Annotated in this window: 14 protein-coding genes; 5 read left to right on the top strand and 9 right to left on the bottom strand. The window is 62.2% G+C overall.

Features of this window, described 5'->3' with window-relative positions; all coding sequences use genetic code 11:
- Positions 1-411 precede the first annotated feature (411 nt).
- A complete protein-coding gene (locus ACT7DV_RS02515) occupies positions 412-3,432 on the top strand; it encodes an alpha-mannosidase (RefSeq protein ID WP_444660757.1) in 3,021 nt (1,006 codons plus the stop codon).
- A gap of 83 nt (positions 3,433-3,515) precedes the next feature.
- Here the strand turns inward: ACT7DV_RS02515 and ACT7DV_RS02520 are convergent, their stop codons facing one another.
- A complete protein-coding gene (locus tag ACT7DV_RS02520; RefSeq protein WP_444660758.1) occupies positions 3,516-4,034 on the bottom strand; it encodes a COG4315 family predicted lipoprotein in 519 nt (172 codons plus the stop codon).
- A 170-nt stretch (positions 4,035-4,204) separates the two neighbouring features.
- Here ACT7DV_RS02520 and ACT7DV_RS02525 point away from each other — a divergent pair, with 170 nt between their 5' ends.
- Complete coding sequence (locus ACT7DV_RS02525; RefSeq protein ID WP_444660759.1) at positions 4,205-4,738, top strand: sigma-70 family RNA polymerase sigma factor; 534 nt, start codon at positions 4,205-4,207, stop codon at positions 4,736-4,738.
- Positions 4,739-4,747: 9 nt separating this feature from the next.
- On the opposite strand, the gene ACT7DV_RS02530 is transcribed toward ACT7DV_RS02525, so the two are convergent.
- Both ACT7DV_RS02530 and purN read right to left on the bottom strand, forming a co-directional pair.
- On the bottom strand, positions 4,748-6,262 hold the full coding sequence (locus tag ACT7DV_RS02530) for an SDR family NAD(P)-dependent oxidoreductase (protein WP_444660760.1): 1,515 nt from the start codon (positions 6,260-6,262) through the stop codon (positions 4,748-4,750).
- 63 nt (positions 6,263-6,325) lie between these two features.
- Positions 6,326-6,895: a phosphoribosylglycinamide formyltransferase gene (gene purN / locus ACT7DV_RS02535; protein ID WP_444660761.1), complete on the bottom strand. Its 570-nt coding sequence runs from the start codon at positions 6,893-6,895 to the stop codon at positions 6,326-6,328.
- Positions 6,896-7,003: 108 nt separating this feature from the next.
- Between purN and ACT7DV_RS02540 the strand changes: the two genes are divergently transcribed.
- Positions 7,004-7,534, top strand: a complete 531-nt coding sequence (locus ACT7DV_RS02540) for a DinB family protein (protein ID WP_444660762.1) — start codon at positions 7,004-7,006, stop codon at positions 7,532-7,534.
- Positions 7,535-7,623: 89 nt separating this feature from the next.
- Here ACT7DV_RS02540 and ACT7DV_RS02545 read toward each other — a convergent pair whose 3' ends face one another.
- From ACT7DV_RS02545 to ACT7DV_RS02560, 4 genes are all read right to left on the bottom strand, one after another.
- Positions 7,624-8,934 (bottom strand): cell division protein PerM, encoded by a 1,311-nt coding sequence (locus tag ACT7DV_RS02545; RefSeq protein WP_444660763.1) that lies wholly within the window; start codon positions 8,932-8,934, stop codon positions 7,624-7,626.
- A gap of 84 nt (positions 8,935-9,018) precedes the next feature.
- On the bottom strand, positions 9,019-9,828 hold the full coding sequence (locus tag ACT7DV_RS02550) for an aldolase/citrate lyase family protein (protein WP_444660764.1): 810 nt from the start codon (positions 9,826-9,828) through the stop codon (positions 9,019-9,021).
- Complete coding sequence (gene hpaH / locus ACT7DV_RS02555) at positions 9,813-10,598, bottom strand: 2-oxo-hept-4-ene-1,7-dioate hydratase (protein ID WP_257745923.1); 786 nt, start codon at positions 10,596-10,598, stop codon at positions 9,813-9,815. Before hpaH ends, ACT7DV_RS02550 begins: the two co-directional genes overlap by 16 nt.
- A gap of 132 nt (positions 10,599-10,730) precedes the next feature.
- A complete protein-coding gene (locus ACT7DV_RS02560) occupies positions 10,731-11,417 on the bottom strand; it encodes a CE1759 family FMN reductase (RefSeq protein WP_444660765.1) in 687 nt (228 codons plus the stop codon).
- Positions 11,418-11,538: 121 nt separating this feature from the next.
- Here ACT7DV_RS02560 and kynA point away from each other — a divergent pair, with 121 nt between their 5' ends.
- Both kynA and ACT7DV_RS02570 read left to right on the top strand, forming a co-directional pair.
- Positions 11,539-12,405: a tryptophan 2,3-dioxygenase gene (gene kynA / locus ACT7DV_RS02565; protein ID WP_146277729.1), complete on the top strand. Its 867-nt coding sequence runs from the start codon at positions 11,539-11,541 to the stop codon at positions 12,403-12,405.
- Positions 12,395-13,273, top strand: a complete 879-nt coding sequence (locus ACT7DV_RS02570) for a PaaX family transcriptional regulator (protein ID WP_444660766.1) — start codon at positions 12,395-12,397, stop codon at positions 13,271-13,273. The genes kynA and ACT7DV_RS02570 overlap by 11 nt, the downstream gene beginning before the upstream one ends.
- Here ACT7DV_RS02570 and ACT7DV_RS02575 read toward each other — a convergent pair.
- Complete coding sequence (locus tag ACT7DV_RS02575; protein WP_444660767.1) at positions 13,235-14,602, bottom strand: CoA transferase; 1,368 nt, start codon at positions 14,600-14,602, stop codon at positions 13,235-13,237. The two genes, ACT7DV_RS02570 and ACT7DV_RS02575, sit on opposite strands and share 39 nt — an antisense overlap.
- A 111-nt stretch (positions 14,603-14,713) precedes the next feature.
- Positions 14,714-15,460 carry a transglycosylase family protein gene (locus tag ACT7DV_RS02580; protein WP_444660768.1) on the bottom strand — a complete coding sequence of 249 codons (747 nt, stop codon included), beginning with the start codon at positions 15,458-15,460 and terminating at the stop codon, positions 14,714-14,716.
- Positions 15,461-15,484: the final 24 nt, after the last annotated feature.

A 15,484-nucleotide genomic window follows, 5' to 3' on the forward strand; every position in this document is an offset into this window, starting at 1 on the left:
CCGGTCGGATTGTTGGCGAAACAATTCCCGGGGGCGACGTCCTTGCTGGTACTTTCACCCCCGGTGACCGGGATGCAGCCTACGACCGAGCAAGACGCCTCACCGAGGTCAAGGACAGCACCGCCGCCTCGGGAAAAACTGCCATCCCCTGATTACCGTACTCGTCATACTGCGGCCAACCCGTGATCCCTTGCTCCGTTCCGGTTCCGGTGATCAGAACGATTGCAGCGTTTCGCCAAGTCTAGGTTGTCATTTCTCGATTCATCGGTGGCAATTCCGTATCACCACATCGGTGACGCTTGATCTATCGAGACATCACACGAATAAATAGCTGATCATCAGTGATTTTTAGGTAGTCTGGCAGGGAACCGCCCCGCTGAGTACCGGGGTAGCACCCTGGGAAAGGCAGCAATGCACGACGACACCTCACTGACCACCGGTCGAGTCAAACGAGTACTGCAGGAGCGTGTCCTGCCTGCCATCTACTCCCAGTCGGTTCCCCTGAAGGTGTCGTGGCATGAGCTTCCCGGCGAACCTGTCACCCCGGGCGAGGGGCTGGCATTGGAATTCTCGCCAACACAGGTGGGCACTTCATGGGGTGCCGCGTGGGGCACCACGTGGTTCCACCTCGAGGGCACGGTTCCCGCCAGCTGGGCTGGGCGCCGCGTCGAAGCAGTCATCGACCTCGGGTTCGATGTGAACATGACCGGCTTCCAATGCGAGGGACTGGTTTATCGCCCGGACGGCATCACCATCAAGGCGCTGAACCCGCGCAACCAGTGGGTGCCGATCGCGGAATCTGCCGCTGGCGATGAAGTGGTCGATTTGTACCTTGAAGCCGCATCCAATCCGGTGCTGCTGGACCACCACCCGTTCTTGCCAACTGAGCAGGGCGATATTCTCACCTCCTCGAGCCGCAAGCTCTACACCACCCGCCGCATGGATCTGGCAGTCTTCGAACCAGCTGTCCATGACCTGGCGCTGGATCTCGAAGTGCTGTTGGACCTTCAGGAGCAGGTGCCCCAGGGCCCTCGAAAGATGCAGATTCTCCAGGCCCTGGATAACGCCCTGGATGTTCTGGACCTGCAAGACATCACCGCCACGGCGCAGCGGGCCCGCGGCGAACTCTCCGGGGTGCTTTCCGCACCCGCTGAGCACAGCGCGCATCAGATCTCGGCGATCGGGCACTCGCATATTGACTCCGCATGGTTGTGGCCGTTGCGGGAAACCATCCGCAAGGTTTCGCGCACCTGCTCGTCCATGGTTGAGCTGCTCGGCGATGAACCCGAATTCCTCTACGGCATGTCCAGCGCCCAGCAGTACAAGTGGCTGAAGACCCACCGTCCCGAGGTGTGGGACCGGGTCAAGCAGTCTGTTGCCGACGAGCGCTTCCTGCCCTTAGGAGGCATGTGGGTCGAGTCGGATACCGTCATGCCCTCCGGCGAATCGCTGGTTCGCCAATTCCTGTACGGCCAGAAGTTCTTCCGCGACGAATTCGGCGTGAGTTCCAAGGGCGTGTGGCTGCCTGATTCCTTTGGCTACTCCCCCGCCCTGCCGCAGCTGATGCGCCGCGCTGGCTTCGAGTGGTTCTTCACCCAGAAGATCTCCTGGAACCAGCAGAACAAATTCCCGCATCACTCCTTCGATTGGGAAGGCATTGACGGCTCGCGCATCTTCAGCCATTTCCCGTCGATGGACACCTACAATTCGCAGCTTTCCGGCGAGGAAGTGGCCAAGGCGTCCCGCCAGTTCCGTGAAGCGCGCGTCGCCAATAATTCCATCGCCCCGGTGGGCTGGGGCGACGGCGGCGGCGGCACCACGCGCGAGATGACTGGGAAGGCCAAGCGCTTGGCCAGCCTTGAAGGCAGTGCCCAGGTCAAGTGGGAGCACCCCAATGACTTCTTCGACCGCGCCAAGGCCGAGCTTCCGAATCCACCGGTCTGGGTGGGCGAGCTCTACCTGGAACTGCACCGTGCCACGCTGACCAGCCAGCACCAGACCAAGCAAGGGAACCGCCGCACCGAGCAATTGCTGGTCGAAGCCGAATTGTGGGCCGCCACGGCCACCGCATACACCGGCGCCGAGTACCCGTACGAGCAGCTGGACGATCTCTGGGAAACCGTGCTCCTGCATCAGTTCCATGACATCCTGCCCGGCACATCCATCGCGTGGGTGCACCGCGAAGTCGTGGCACGCTATGCCCAGGTCGTCGAGCAAGCCGAGCAGCTGATCCGCGAGGCCCAGCAGCGCCTTGCCGGAACCGGTTCGACTCCCATCACCTTCAACGGTGCCGCGTTCACCCGCAACATGCTGGCCTTCGGCGAAGCCAAGGCGCTGGACTCTGCCGCCGCGGCCCAGGTACAGGCAACGGCCGCCGACGGCGGCTACGTCCTTGATAACGGCGTGATCCGCGTGGTGATTAATGCCCAGGGCCTGATCACCTCGGCGGTGGATCTGGCGACCGGACGCGAGGCCATCGCCTCGGGCCAGGAAGCCAACCTCTTGCAGCTGCACCAGGACTTCCCGAATATGTGGGATGCCTGGGACGTGGACAAGTATTACCGCAACCAGGTCACCGATCTGCGCGATTGCGACTCATTGGAGCTGGCCTCGCGCGAGGACGGCAGCCAGGTCGTCACCATCAAGCGCAGATTCTCCAAGTCCGCCGTGGTGCAGGAATTGTCCTTGGCTCCCGGTGAGCGCACCGTGCAGATCTTCCAGAGCACCGATTGGCACGAGGCAGAGAAGTTCCTCAAGGTTGCCTTCCCGCTGGATGTGCGCGCCGAGCAGATTGCCGCTGAAACCCAATTCGGCTATCACAAGCGCGTGACCCACGTGAACACCAGCTGGGAGGCCGCGAAGTTCGAGACCTCCATGCACCGTTTCGCCCTGGCTGAGGAACCCGGCTTCGGGGTCGGGGTGATCAATGATTCCATTTACGGTTTTGACGTTACCCGCGACGCCAAGGACGCCCAGGTCACCACCACGATGCGCCTGTCCTTGCTGCGTGCTCCGCGCTTCCCCGATCCGCAAACGGACCAGGGCCTGCAGACCCACCGCTATGGCCTGGTCATTGGCGCGGATATTGCCGCGGTGACCAAGGCCGGAGCCTTGCTGAACAGCGCCGAGCGCACTGTCAATGGTTCCCGGCCCGTGGCTCCTTTGGTGAGGATCACGGGCGAGGGGCTGGTGGTCTCCAGCGTGAAGCTGGCCGCCGACCGTTCCGGCGACCTGCTGGTACGAGTCTACGAGTCGCTGGGCCGTCGTGCCCGCGGCGAACTGCAGCTCAACGTCCCGGTGGCCACAGCGGCTACGGCGAGCCTGCTCGAAGATCCGTTGGATGACGGCGCGATCGACCTCGCCGACGGCATGCTGCCGTTGGCGCTGGGACCCTTCGAGGTGCGCACCTTGCGCTTCAGCCTGGCGCAGTAGCCCGCAGGCTTGAGGGGCCAGGATCGGCACGCAGCTGCGTGTTGGTCCCGGCCCCGATCTTTGCTTGGGCAGGCTCCCGCTGTCTACTGGATCATCGTGCCGTCCGGGGCCACCGCGTACCAGACCCCGCCCACGCCCTGTCCGGTGGTGTCCCCGGGCTTGGCATCCTGGGCGAAGGTGTACAGCGGCATGCCGTTGAGCGTCAGCTGCTTTTGCCCGTCGGGGCTTTCGATGGAGTTCACCTCGCCGGAAACGCCCTCCAGCGTCGGGTCATCGCTCGTGGTGGTGGCTATCGGCCACTTGGCCAGGCAATCCCCGGTGCAGGCGCTGGTCGTGGTGCCTGGCTCATCCTTGGTGAAGTAGTACAGGGTCATCCCCTTCGAATCCACCACAACGTCGCCCAATTCTGTGGTCGCCACCCCGAGATCCAACCCTGAGGATGATTTCTGAGGGGCTTGGCTGGTGCTTTCCCCGCCTCCTCCGTACATGCCGCCGGTTCCGCCCTCCGATCCCCCATCTCCCGAGCAGCCTGCCAGCAGCAACGCGGCGCCGAACAGCGCGGCCGCCCCGGCCGCGCATTTTTTGCCATTCTTGATACCCATGATCCGATCCCCTCTCGAAAGCTGGACCCACCTCAAGCGGTGGGCATTCAGCCCCTACCTTGTAGGACGCAGGGAATCCCCGCCAGGTTCACCGCCGGGAAAGAATCTTGCCCATACTTGGGCCATGGATGAACCACGTGCCGCCTTGGCGTGTTCCAGGACCTAGTGCCTTGCCCCAGCCGAGACCAGGCGGAGCCAAGGCGCCCCGGGATGCCCAGCTGGTGTCCAAGATCTACCGCGAGCATGCAGATGCCCTGCGCCGCTTCGCGCTGCGCGGGTACTGCAGCCGGGAAGAAGCCGATGACGTGGTGCAGGAAACCGTGCTGAAAGTTTGGAAGGCCGCACCGGAAATCACCGGATCGCTGCGCGGCTACCTGTTTGCAACGGCACGGCATGTCATCATCGATGAGCATCGCCGGGCCGCGGCGCGCATTCATGCAAACCTGCTGGGCGATGCGGATCCCGCAGCTTCCGGAGCCGCGGATGGCAATGCCCAGGTTCTGGATCGGATGCTGATGCAGCAGGCGCTGATGCGCTTGAGCGCCGAGCATCGGCTGGTGGTGCTGCATTTGCACTTTTTCGGTTCCACGGTGGCCCAGGCAGCCCATGACCTGCACATTCCGGAAGGCACGGTGAAGTCCCGGGAGCACTATGCCCTGCGCAACCTGCGCGGGATCCTGGCAGAAATGGGCGAAGAACCGTGAATCGGCGCCCTACCAGGGCGACGGTTCGTAGTCCTTGAGGAAGCAGCCGTAGAGATCGATTCCGCGTTCTCCGTCGACAATTGGCTGGTAGACCCTGGCTGCCCCGTCGATCAGGTCCAGTGGTGCGTGCCAGCCTTCGGCGACCATGCGGACCTTGGAGTCATGCGGCCGTTCATCGGTGATCCAGCCGGTGTCCACCGCGGTCATCAGGATTCGGTCGGTTGACAGCATTTCTTCGGCGCTGGTGCGGGTGAGCATATTCAGCGAGGCTTTGGCCATATTGGTGTGCGGATGGCCGGCACCCTTGTAGCGGCGGGAGAACTGGCCTTCCATGGCGGAGACGTTCACGATGTATTTGCGCCGCGCGTCGCTGGCTGCCAAGGCAGGGCGCAAGCGCGAGGCCAGCAGGAAGGGCGCGGTGACATTGCACAGCTGCACTTCAAGCATCTCCAGCGCGTCCACGTCCCCCAGGATCTGGGTCCAGGAATTCTCGGTGACCACATCGGGAACCAGGCCTCCGGCGTCGATGGCGGTGCCTGCGGTAATTCGTTGAAGCGAGGCCGATCCGGCTTTCATGGCCAGTTCAGCCAGCTTCTGCGCGTCAAAACTGCCCAGCGGTGCCGGAGCCAGCAACGCGGAGTCCTCCAGCCTGAACGCGCTGGCCAGGGCCTTGGGATGCTCGGCAGGCGGATTGGCTTCGCCCCAGAGCTCCGGGCCGCCATGGCCGGCGAGCAACCCGCGGCTCAGCGGCTGCTGCTCGGATTCGATCAGGTGCTGGTAGGAGTTGGTGGTGCGCCGCACGGTCTGGGCGGCGTTGTTGATCAAGATATCCAGCGGGCCTTCGGCGGCCACGCGATCCGCCAATGAGATCACTTGTGCCGGATCGCGCAGGTCGATGCCGACAATCCGCAACCGATGCAGCCATTGGCCGCTGTCCTCGATGGAGGCGAAGCGCCGGGCCGCGTCCTTGGGAAAGCGCGTGGTGATGGTGGTGTGCGCCCCGTCGCGCAACAGGCGAAGGGCAATATGCATCCCGATTTTTGCGCGTCCGCCGGTGAGCAGCGCGCGCTTGCCGCTCAGGTCGGCGCGGGCCTCGCGGCGATCGCGTCCGGCTGCCGCGCAGTCTGGGCAGAGGTAGTGGTGGAAGGCATCAACAGTGGTGTAGCGCTGCTTGCAGATGTAGCAGCCACGGGGCTTGCGGAATTCTCCGGCGCTCTCGCCCTGGGTTGGCGTGCTCAGGTCCAGGCCCAGTGTTTCATCATCCAGGCGCTGCGGCGAACCGGTGGCGGTGCTCTCGATCAGTGCACGGTCCGCGGCGCTGATTTCAGCGCGCCTCTGCGACTTGCGGTAGCGCTTGGCGGCTTTGAACATGTTGCTGGTTGCACGGCGCACCGCGATATGGCGCTGGTCGTCGGAATCCAGCTGGTGCACCACCGACAGCACCTTCAGCGCGGTGGCCAGTTCCGCGTCGGTGAACAGTTCGGTGGGTGCATCCGTTTCGGCCTGGGGTGTTTGCTCAGTCATCTCGACATCAATTTTACCCACCTTGGCGGCTCGTCCTCGGGCGCCCCAGGACCAGCGGGAAGGCTACTTGCCCTGTGCCAGATCCGCGAGGGTGGCAATCAGCAGTCGGCGCTCCACAATCTTGATGCGCTCATGCAGGGTCTCTTCGGTGTCATCATCGTCGATGGCCACCGCTTCTTGGCGCAGGATCGGGCCGGTGTCTACGCCGGCATCGGCAATGTGCACGGTGCATCCGGTGACCTTCACGCCGTAGGCCAGCGCATCGCGCACTCCGTGGGCGCCCGGGAAGGACGGAAGCAGGGCGGGGTGGGTGTTGATATAGGTGCCGTCGAAGGCATTGATGAATTCTTCGCCGACAATGCGCATGAAGCCGGAGGACACCACATAGTCCGGCGTGTAGGAAAGGCACTTTTCGGTCAGCGCGTGGTTCCAGTCCTTGCGATCCTCGTAATCCTTGAAGTTCACCACAAAGGTTTCGATTCCGGCTTGGGCCGAGCGTTCCACGCCGAAGGTATCGTGCTTATCGGCGCCGACAGCGGCGATCTCGACGTTGGGCAGTTCGCCGGCCTGCACCGCGTCGATGACTGCCTGGAGATTAGAACCGGTGCCTGAAACCAAAACCACAATGCGCATGGGCTCAATTCTACGGTTCACGGCGACTAGTTATTCATTCGGCACCAGTTTGTTGCCTGCCGCGGTCGCAAAGTGGCAGGGCCATCATCCGCAGTGCAAGATGATCTCATGAGCGAAATTGTTCCGGACCAGAAGAATTGGACCTTTGTCTTGGACTCGGTCTGCCCGCAGTGCCGATATGACGTGCGCACGGTGACTCCCGGAGATGTCATCGGGCAATTGCCAGATGGCGTGGAGCGTTATCTTGCCGTCCTGTCCAGGCCCAAGGCCCGTGTGAGGACCAACCCTGCGCGGTGGAGCGATCAAGAGTACGCCGCTCACGTGGCGCAGATGCTGGTGATCATGGATGGCCGGTTGGACCTGATGCTGGAGCATGACGAGCCGGTCTTCCCCAATTGGGATCAGGATCAGGCGGCGGAGGAAGGCAACTACAACGCGTTGGAACCAGAAGAGGTTGCGGCACAGCTTCGTGGCGCGGCCACGAAGTACGCAGAAAAATTGCGCAGCATCGACGAGTCCTCCTATTCCCGGCGTGGCCTGCGCTCGAACGGCTCGGCGTTTACCGTGGAATCCCTGAACCAGTATGCGTGGCACGATTTTGTGCATCACTTGTGGGATTTGGATTCCAGCGCCAGCTGAATCCGCCAGCTAGCGATTGGATCCACGGCGCGGTCGCCAGTCCGCTGTGGCGTGGCAGCCATCGACCAGCAGAACATGCTCCGCCGGCGCTACCCCTCGAGTACCGGGTCGGTTTCAAAGAGCGGGGCAATCAGGTATCCGATGGCAGTGCCCACGCCAACCTGCAAGACCAGGGCGCCCGCGGTGAGCCAGAGGTTGGGGCCGAGGTCGACCAGCCGGCCAATAGCCAGGGAACCGGAAGCCAGCCACGAGCCAATCAGGCTCAGGGCAGCGGCAACAATACCGGTGAACAGCGACAGGCAGGCCGTTGACAGGCCCAAGGAGACCATGTTGAACGGGATGCGGCGGGCAAACCAGTCTTCCAGGTGGTTCTCTCCCCCGCGCAAGAAGTACCAGCCGGCCATGATGCCCGCAGCCACCGGCAAAAGCAGGAACAGCCATTGATGAGACATCTCGCCCGTCGGAAGGGAAGCCAGCATGGGAATCGAAGGCAGCGGGCCAACAGTGGTTTCCAGCGTCGACAGGGTGCTCCCAGTGCCAAGGGTGAAGCCGCCACCGCTAATCCAGGACAGGACCCAGAAGACCGCGTTGGGAATCAGGGACAGCTGCACCAGGGTCAGCGCAGCGGAGCCAATCGGCCCCGGCCGCAGTTCCTGGTAGACGTTGGCGACCTCGGTCCAGTGCAATCCCAGATTGATGGTCAGTAGCAGGCCGCTGATGCCAACGGCAGCGACATAGCCCAGGAACCCGGCCACGATCACGTGCCAGACATAGGACCCGGCCCAGCGGCGGTGCGGGGAAATCCGCTGGATATAGGCGGCCATGTCGACGCCGAAGAGCCGGGCCCAGGACCCTGCCTCGCGTCGCGCTCCGATGATCAGCCCCAGCGCCGCAATGACCAGCGGGATGAAAGTTGCGGCCAGCACGTTGACTCGCCCGTAGCTGTTATTGGACAAGGAACCCACCGCCGCGCCGATCCCGCCATAGGCAATGAAGGCGCCGAGCAGCCCCTGCCACAACTGGTCAGTGTAGGAGGCACGGGCAATGCGCCGTCCGGCACGCAGGCAGAACAAGAACGGCAATAGCGACAGTCCCAGCGGAATGAGCGTGATCCACCCGGACACGGAAGCCGGGTCGGCTTCCGGCCCGAGGTTCAGCAACTCTACCGGGACCCCATGAATCAGCAGCCAGGCAAATCCGGCAAACTGCAAGATGATGTTGAAGGAATCTTCCAAGAACCCGCCGCTGAAGTACACAGCGACCAGGGGCAGCATGATCAAGGCTAGGCAAAACACGACGGACTGCAGGATCTCGAACACGCCCTGCAACGCCAGGGGCATTGGCCAGCCGTTGCGCAGACGCAACATCACGGCCTTCATGGGTTTCTTTTCGCGACTCATCACTGTCAATGTTGCCACCATTCAGCGCGCCCTGTGCCCTTCGACGCGCAACCTTACCCTGGGCGATTGCCCAGAACCAGCGCTTTAGTAGCTCTTCGGTGCTGGTGCCTGTTCTCCGGAATTGAAGCTCGCGGCCAGCGCCTCGGTGGCACGGGCCAGCAACGCCACATCTGCGCCGACTCCGACAAAATCAGCTCCCGCATCCATGTACTTGCGGGCGCTGTTCTGGTCGAAGGCATTGACCCCTGCGTATTTGCCGGCGGACTTCGCGGCGTTGATGGACGTGATCACGGCGGCCACCACGTCGGGGTGGTTTTGCTGGCCGATGACACCCATCGAGGCTGCCAGGTCGGAAGGCCCGATGAATATGCCGTCGACGCCGTCGGTTTCGACAATTTCCTGGACGTTGCGCACGGCTTCGTCGGCTTCGATCTGCACCATCAGGGTGATGGTTTCATCGGCACGGGCCAGGTAGCCGTCAATGCGGTTCCAGCGTGCCGAACGTGCCAGCGCCGAGCCGACACCGCGCACCCCCTTTGGCGGGTACTGGCAGGCAGCCACAGCCGCTGAGGCCTGTTGCGCATCATTAACCATGGGAATAATCAGCGACTGCGCGCCGAGATCCAGGAACTGCTTGATGACAACCGGGTCGTTGACCGCCGGGCGCACCACTGGCACCACAGGGTAGCTGCGCACGGCTTGGAGCTGCGCCAGAATGTTCTGCAGGTCGTTCGGAGAATGCTCGGCGTCGATGAAAACCCAATCGAATCCGGCTCCGGCGCAAATTTCGGCGATCAAGGGCGAGGCGGAGCACACCCAGATGCCGGCCAGCGGGCGGGCGGCATCTTTCAGCGCATCCTTGAGCGATGGATCGGGTTCTACTCGAAATGGCATGTCACAGTTCCCAGCGGTCCGTAGTCGGCAAAAACAGTGTCGTTGGCGTCCACCCACATTGGGCGGGTGAAGGATCCGGCAAGGATCAGTTCTCCTGCCTTGAGCTTGTCGCCGTGCGGCGCGATCTTGTTGGCCAGCCAGTACACGCCAGCGGCGGGGTGATTGAGCACGCCGGCAGCCACGCCCGTTTCTTCCACGGTCTGGTTCTTGAACAAGATGCCCGAAACCCAGCGCAGGTCCACGGCGTCGGGCTTCACGGGGTTGCCGCCAATGACCATGGCGCCCATGGCGGCGTTGTCGCTGATCGTGTCCACGATGGTGCGCCCTTCCATCTCGATGCGGGCATCGAGTATTTCGAGGGCGGGAATCACGTATTCGGTAGCTTCCAGCACATCAAAAATGTTGGCGCGGGGGCCTTCGATGTCCTTCTTGAGCTTGAAAGCCAGTTCCATTTCCACGCGGGCACCGGTGAATTCGGAGAAGTTGAACGTGGCCCCGGAGTCGTGGACCATGTCGTCAAAAATGATTCCGTAGTCAGGTTCGGTGATGCCGGTAGCCATCTGCATCGCCCGCGAGGTCAACCCGATTTTGCGGCCCACCAGTACCCGGCCGGCGGCCTCGGAGCGCTGGCGCCAGAGGTTTTGCACGCGATAGGAGTCTTCTACGGTCATTTCCGGGTAGCGCGCGGTGAGACGCGGCACCGGAGTCCGCGTTTGGCCGGCCTGGACCAGCTCATCGGCAATGGCCGTGATTGTTTCCTCGGATAGCATCGGCGCTGCACCTTTCACTTCAGTTCAAACCAAGGTGAGCACCCACCGACCGACTCAATGAGATGGCTCACGTTTCTTGATCGTACCCAGCTTCTGGGTGCAGGGCACATCGTACTAACATTTCCGGCCCTGCTAGCTGCCCGATGCCTTCACATTGGCCAGCAGCTCTTCAAAGGGAAGCGAGGTCATCTCGTCGTTCGGATCCGCAAATTCGCTGACCGACGGGGCGATCGATCGGGTATCGCCCAGAGCAGCATCAGCCTCGAAGCGCCCGTCAAAAGCGCCGAGGGCCAGTAGCACTTCGCCGGCTGCCCGGCGAGCGCGTTCAGCCAGGGTTCCGGCGATGCCTTGTCCGCCGAAGTCCTCAGAGGCCGCGAAGACCGACGTGGGCATGACGTTGGCCCTCAGGTAGCTGAATATCGGGCGCATTGCATAGTCGATCGCCAGCTGGTGGCGCTGGGTTCCTGCCGTTGCCGCGAGCACCACCGGCTTTCCATCCAGCGATTTGGGATCGAGGATGTCAAGGAATGACTTGAACAGGCCAGAAATCGATGCGGTGAATACCGGGGTGACAGCAACCAGGACGTCTGCATTGATGACGGCATCAATCACGCGCTGCAAGCCGGGGGCGGCGAACCCGGTGAGCATGTTGTTGGTGATGTCGCTGGCATGCTCGCGCAGTTCAATGTTGCTGACATCAGCCTGGACGCCTTCCGATGAAAGCTTTGCTGCGATGCTTTCGCCAATTTGCCGCCCCAGCAAGGAAGAGCTGGAGGGAGAACCCAAACCACCGCTGATCACTACAACCGACTTGCTCATTGCTGCCGCCCTTTCAATTTTTATATGCGTATGCATGTATCAACCCAGTGGCCGCCAATTGTATTCCCGATCCATATTTTCAATACTGTGACGATGGTAAGAATATTGATATGCTGATGCCATGAGCAGCCAGAAGCCACAGACCGAAAACCAGCGCGACATCGAAGAGGGCGTCCGCACCGATTTCAGAAACACCATGTCCTATGGCAGCTATCTGGACCTGGACCGCGTGCTCTCCGCGCAGCACCCGGTCAGCGTGCCCGAGCATCACGATGAAATGCTGTTCATCATCCAGCATCAGGCCAGCGAGCTATGGCTCAAGCTCATGCTCCACGAGCTGCTCGAAGCCCGGCGGCTTTTGGGCCTCGACGACATCGGCAAAGCACTAAAGTGCCTGGCCCGTGTGAAGCACATCCAGAAAACCCTGACCGAGCAATGGTCGGTCCTGGCTACCTTGACGCCCCGGGAATACGCGCAGTTCCGCGGCTTCCTCGGCTCCTCCTCCGGATTCCAGTCCTTCCAATACCGCGCTGTTGAATTCATCCTGGGCAATAAGCACGAAGGGATGCTCAAAGTCCACGAAGCAGATCCCAAGGCCCACGAGCTGCTGGCAAAGCTGCTCCACGAACCAAGCCTCTATGACGTTTTCCTGGCGGCGCTGGCCCGCCGCGGATACCAGATCCCCGTGGAGATCCTGTCGCGGGACCTCACCAAGCCGTGGACCTTCCAAGAAGCACTGGTGCCAGTGTTCAAGGAAATCTACGAATCCGAAGAAACCGCGTGGAGCCTTTACCAGGCTTGCGAAGACCTGGTGGACGTTGAAGACAATTTCCAGGCCTGGCGCTTCCGCCATCTGCGCGTTGTCCAGCGCACCATCGGCTTCAAGCGCGGCACCGGCGGTTCCTCGGGGGTCGATTTCCTCAAGCGCGCCCTGGATCTGACCTTCTTCCCCGAGCTTTTTGCGGTGCGCACCGAAATTGGCAACTAGCACCCCGATATCGGCGTTCAGCCTCGACGACTTCGAGGCTCGCACAGGCAGTGCCACATCCATCATCCGAACCATTACCGGGCTATACCTGCGCCACCAGCTAGCCCCGATACCGCGAACGCACGTTGTCGAGCTGGCTACAGCGGCGGGAATTTCCACGGCAGCAGCGCAGACTGCCATTTCCCGCCTGATCGACAAGCAGGTGCTGGAGAACGGCACCGATTCGGCCCTGCGCGTACCGCAGATGGCCCAGGCGATGTTCGAACGCGGCAGCCGCCGCATTTTCACTCCCCGGCAGATGTCCGCAATGGACCCGTGGTGCCTGGTGGCCTATTCCCTGCCGGAAACGCTGCGCCCGCTGCGCCATCAGATACGCAAACATTTCCTGCAGCTCGGCGGCGGACTGGTGGCTGCAGGCTTATGGATCTTTCCGGAATATCTGCGTGAAGAGGTCGACGCGGCCTTGGAGGCGTTGCATGCTAGAGCGCAGGCAACGATCTTCACAGTCCAGCAACCGCACTTCCCCGCCACGGCCCGCGAAGCCGCCGCGCAATGGTGGGACCTGGAACAGCTTGGCTCAAGGCATCAGCAATTCCTTGAAGCTACCGCCGGGCTCAGCGCGGATCAGGCAGATCCGGCCGAGGCCTACCGGGGCTACGTGGGCATGATTGACGCTTGGCGCGCCCTGCCCTACCTTGATCCGGGACTTCCTGATGGCATGCTGCCAGAGGCTTGGCCAGGCAGGCGAAGCAGGCAGCGATTCCTGGCTTTGTCGAGCGCCTTGAGGCACCCCGCCGAGCAATTTGCTGCTTCAGTGCTCGGCCATGGGCTAAAGCCAGATCGGTTCGTCCTGCCCGTAGGCCGGTGACGCTGCGCGGTAGCCAAGCAGATGCCCATCGATGAGAAAAGGCGTCAGCGCGTACTCCAGCTCGCCATAAGAGCTTGCCATCCGCCCGGTACGAGGATCTTCCAGTTCCTTGTCCGGGATTTCCGGTGCCCCTAGCGCGACGAGCGCCTCTGCCGTGCGCGCGAGGGAAAAGCGCACCAGGCCAACGCCACGGCGCTCTGATCGAGCCTGAACCATGGCGATGACAGCCGCAGCCAGGCCGTATCCCGTTGCGTGGTCCAAGGCTTGTACCGGCAAAGCGCCAGGTTCACCACGCTCGGTGCGATAGGCATCGGAAATTCCGCAGGCAGCTTGCACAATGCTGTCGAAGCCCCGGCGGCTGGCCCACGGGCCCTCATAGCCCCAGGCATCAAGTTCAGCAATGATCAGCTCTGGATACTTCTCCTGAAGGCTCTGCGGGTCCAGGCCAAAACGGCTCAGTGCCCCTTGCCGGTACCCGGTAATCAGCACGTCGGCCCCCTCCAGCAGGCGAGCCATGCGCTCACTATCAACTGGTGAGGACAAATCCAGCAAGGTGCTGCGCTTGCCGAAGCCGGTATCAACATGCTGCGCCTGCAGCTCCGGCAGCTGCGGGGCGTCTACGCGTAATACTTCTGCGCCAAAGGCGGCCAGCGTCCGGCTCGCGGTCGGCCCGGCAATAACGCGCGTCAGGTCCAGGACCCGCAGCCCTTCCAGTGGCCGGTTGGCACCAGGAGCGTAGCTCCAGGTCTTGCTTCCGTTCGCCTCATGAAGCGTGAATTGTGCCCATGCACCGCGCTTGGCCGCCTGGCCTGCAGCTGATCCAGCCCATTCGGCACGAGTCTGCACTGCCGCGGCCACACCGCCCGAAGCCACGATAAGCTCTTGGGCTTGAATTGACGAGAGCCCTGCCAGGGATTCGCGAAGGTCGCCCGCCGAAGCCCCCACAGAATGCAATAGCCTTTGTTCATGATGCGGGTAATTCGCGTGGGTTCTTATCCAGCCATCACCCGTGCGGTAAAAGCCCGAGTGCTCGGCGAAGCCCTGGGATTGTTCGCCATTAATCCGCAGAAGGCTTGAGGAGCCGAAGGCGGCGGCCACTTGATCCGACTGGATGCCCGCATCCAGTCGGCCTGCACTGAGCGAGCGCAGCGCTGCAGCTACTAGGCCAACCGATCCCAGCGCGAGCTGCTCGACATTCAGCGGTCCGTTCCACCACGATCGAGGCCCTTGCATCTTGACCGCCGCCGGAAATTCAAGCACCCCGGATTCCGCAAAACCGCCACCGAGGATCTTTTCAGTGGATTGCCCAGCATCATCGGTTGTTCGCATGCCACCAGCGTACTGCGCATTTTTGCTCCCATGCACAGGTGCGTTAAATGCAGCTAGGTCCGCAGAGCGCCAATTGGCATTCTGCGGACCTAGCTTGCTGGTCTAGCGAAATTAGTTCGCTGGAACGTTCAGAGTCTGGCCAACCATGATCAGATCTGGGTTGGTCAGCTGATCGTCGTTCAGAACGAACAGGCCGCGCCAGTCGTCAACACCAAGCTGGTCAGCAATCTTGGCCAGGGTGTCGCCGGACTTGACGGTGTAGTTCTTGCCCGAGTCGGTGACATCAATGTTGAACACTGGAGCCTGTGGAGCCGGAGCCGCGTGCTTGCCCGAGCTGCTTGGAGCAGCCTGCTTGGTGGACTTGACCGAGTTGCTGCTCTCGGAAACCTGTGGAGCGGCCTGCTTGGTCTGGGTGGCCTTAGGAGCAGCCTTCTTGGTTTCGGCAACCTTTGGAGCGGCCTGCTTGGTCTGGGTGCTCGACGAGGAATCGCTCGAGGATCCACCGGTTGGGGTTCCGCTGATGCCTAGCTTCGCGGTACATGCTGGCCATGCGCCCCAGCCCTGCGAAGCCTGGACCTTGGTTGCGATGCGGATCTGCTCGGCCTTCGATGCCTGGTTTGGCATGCCGGAGCCGCCGAATGCCTTCCAGGTCGACAGCGAGAACTGCAGGCCACCGTAGTAGCCGTTACCGGTGTTGATGGACCAGTTTCCGCCGGACTCGCACTGAGCCAGCTTGTCCCAGGTGCTTGCAGCATTTGCTGGTGCAGTGGTGGCAACGATTGCACCACCGGCTACTGCTACTGCTGCCAAGGAGGCTCCGCCGCGGCGGATCAATTTCTTAGTCTTCTGCTGGATCATGATTCTCCAGTGCTCTTCCCGCGC

The sequence above is a fragment of the Glutamicibacter sp. TV12E genome, assembly GCF_052441935.1.
Taxonomy (GTDB): domain Bacteria; phylum Actinomycetota; class Actinomycetes; order Actinomycetales; family Micrococcaceae; genus Glutamicibacter.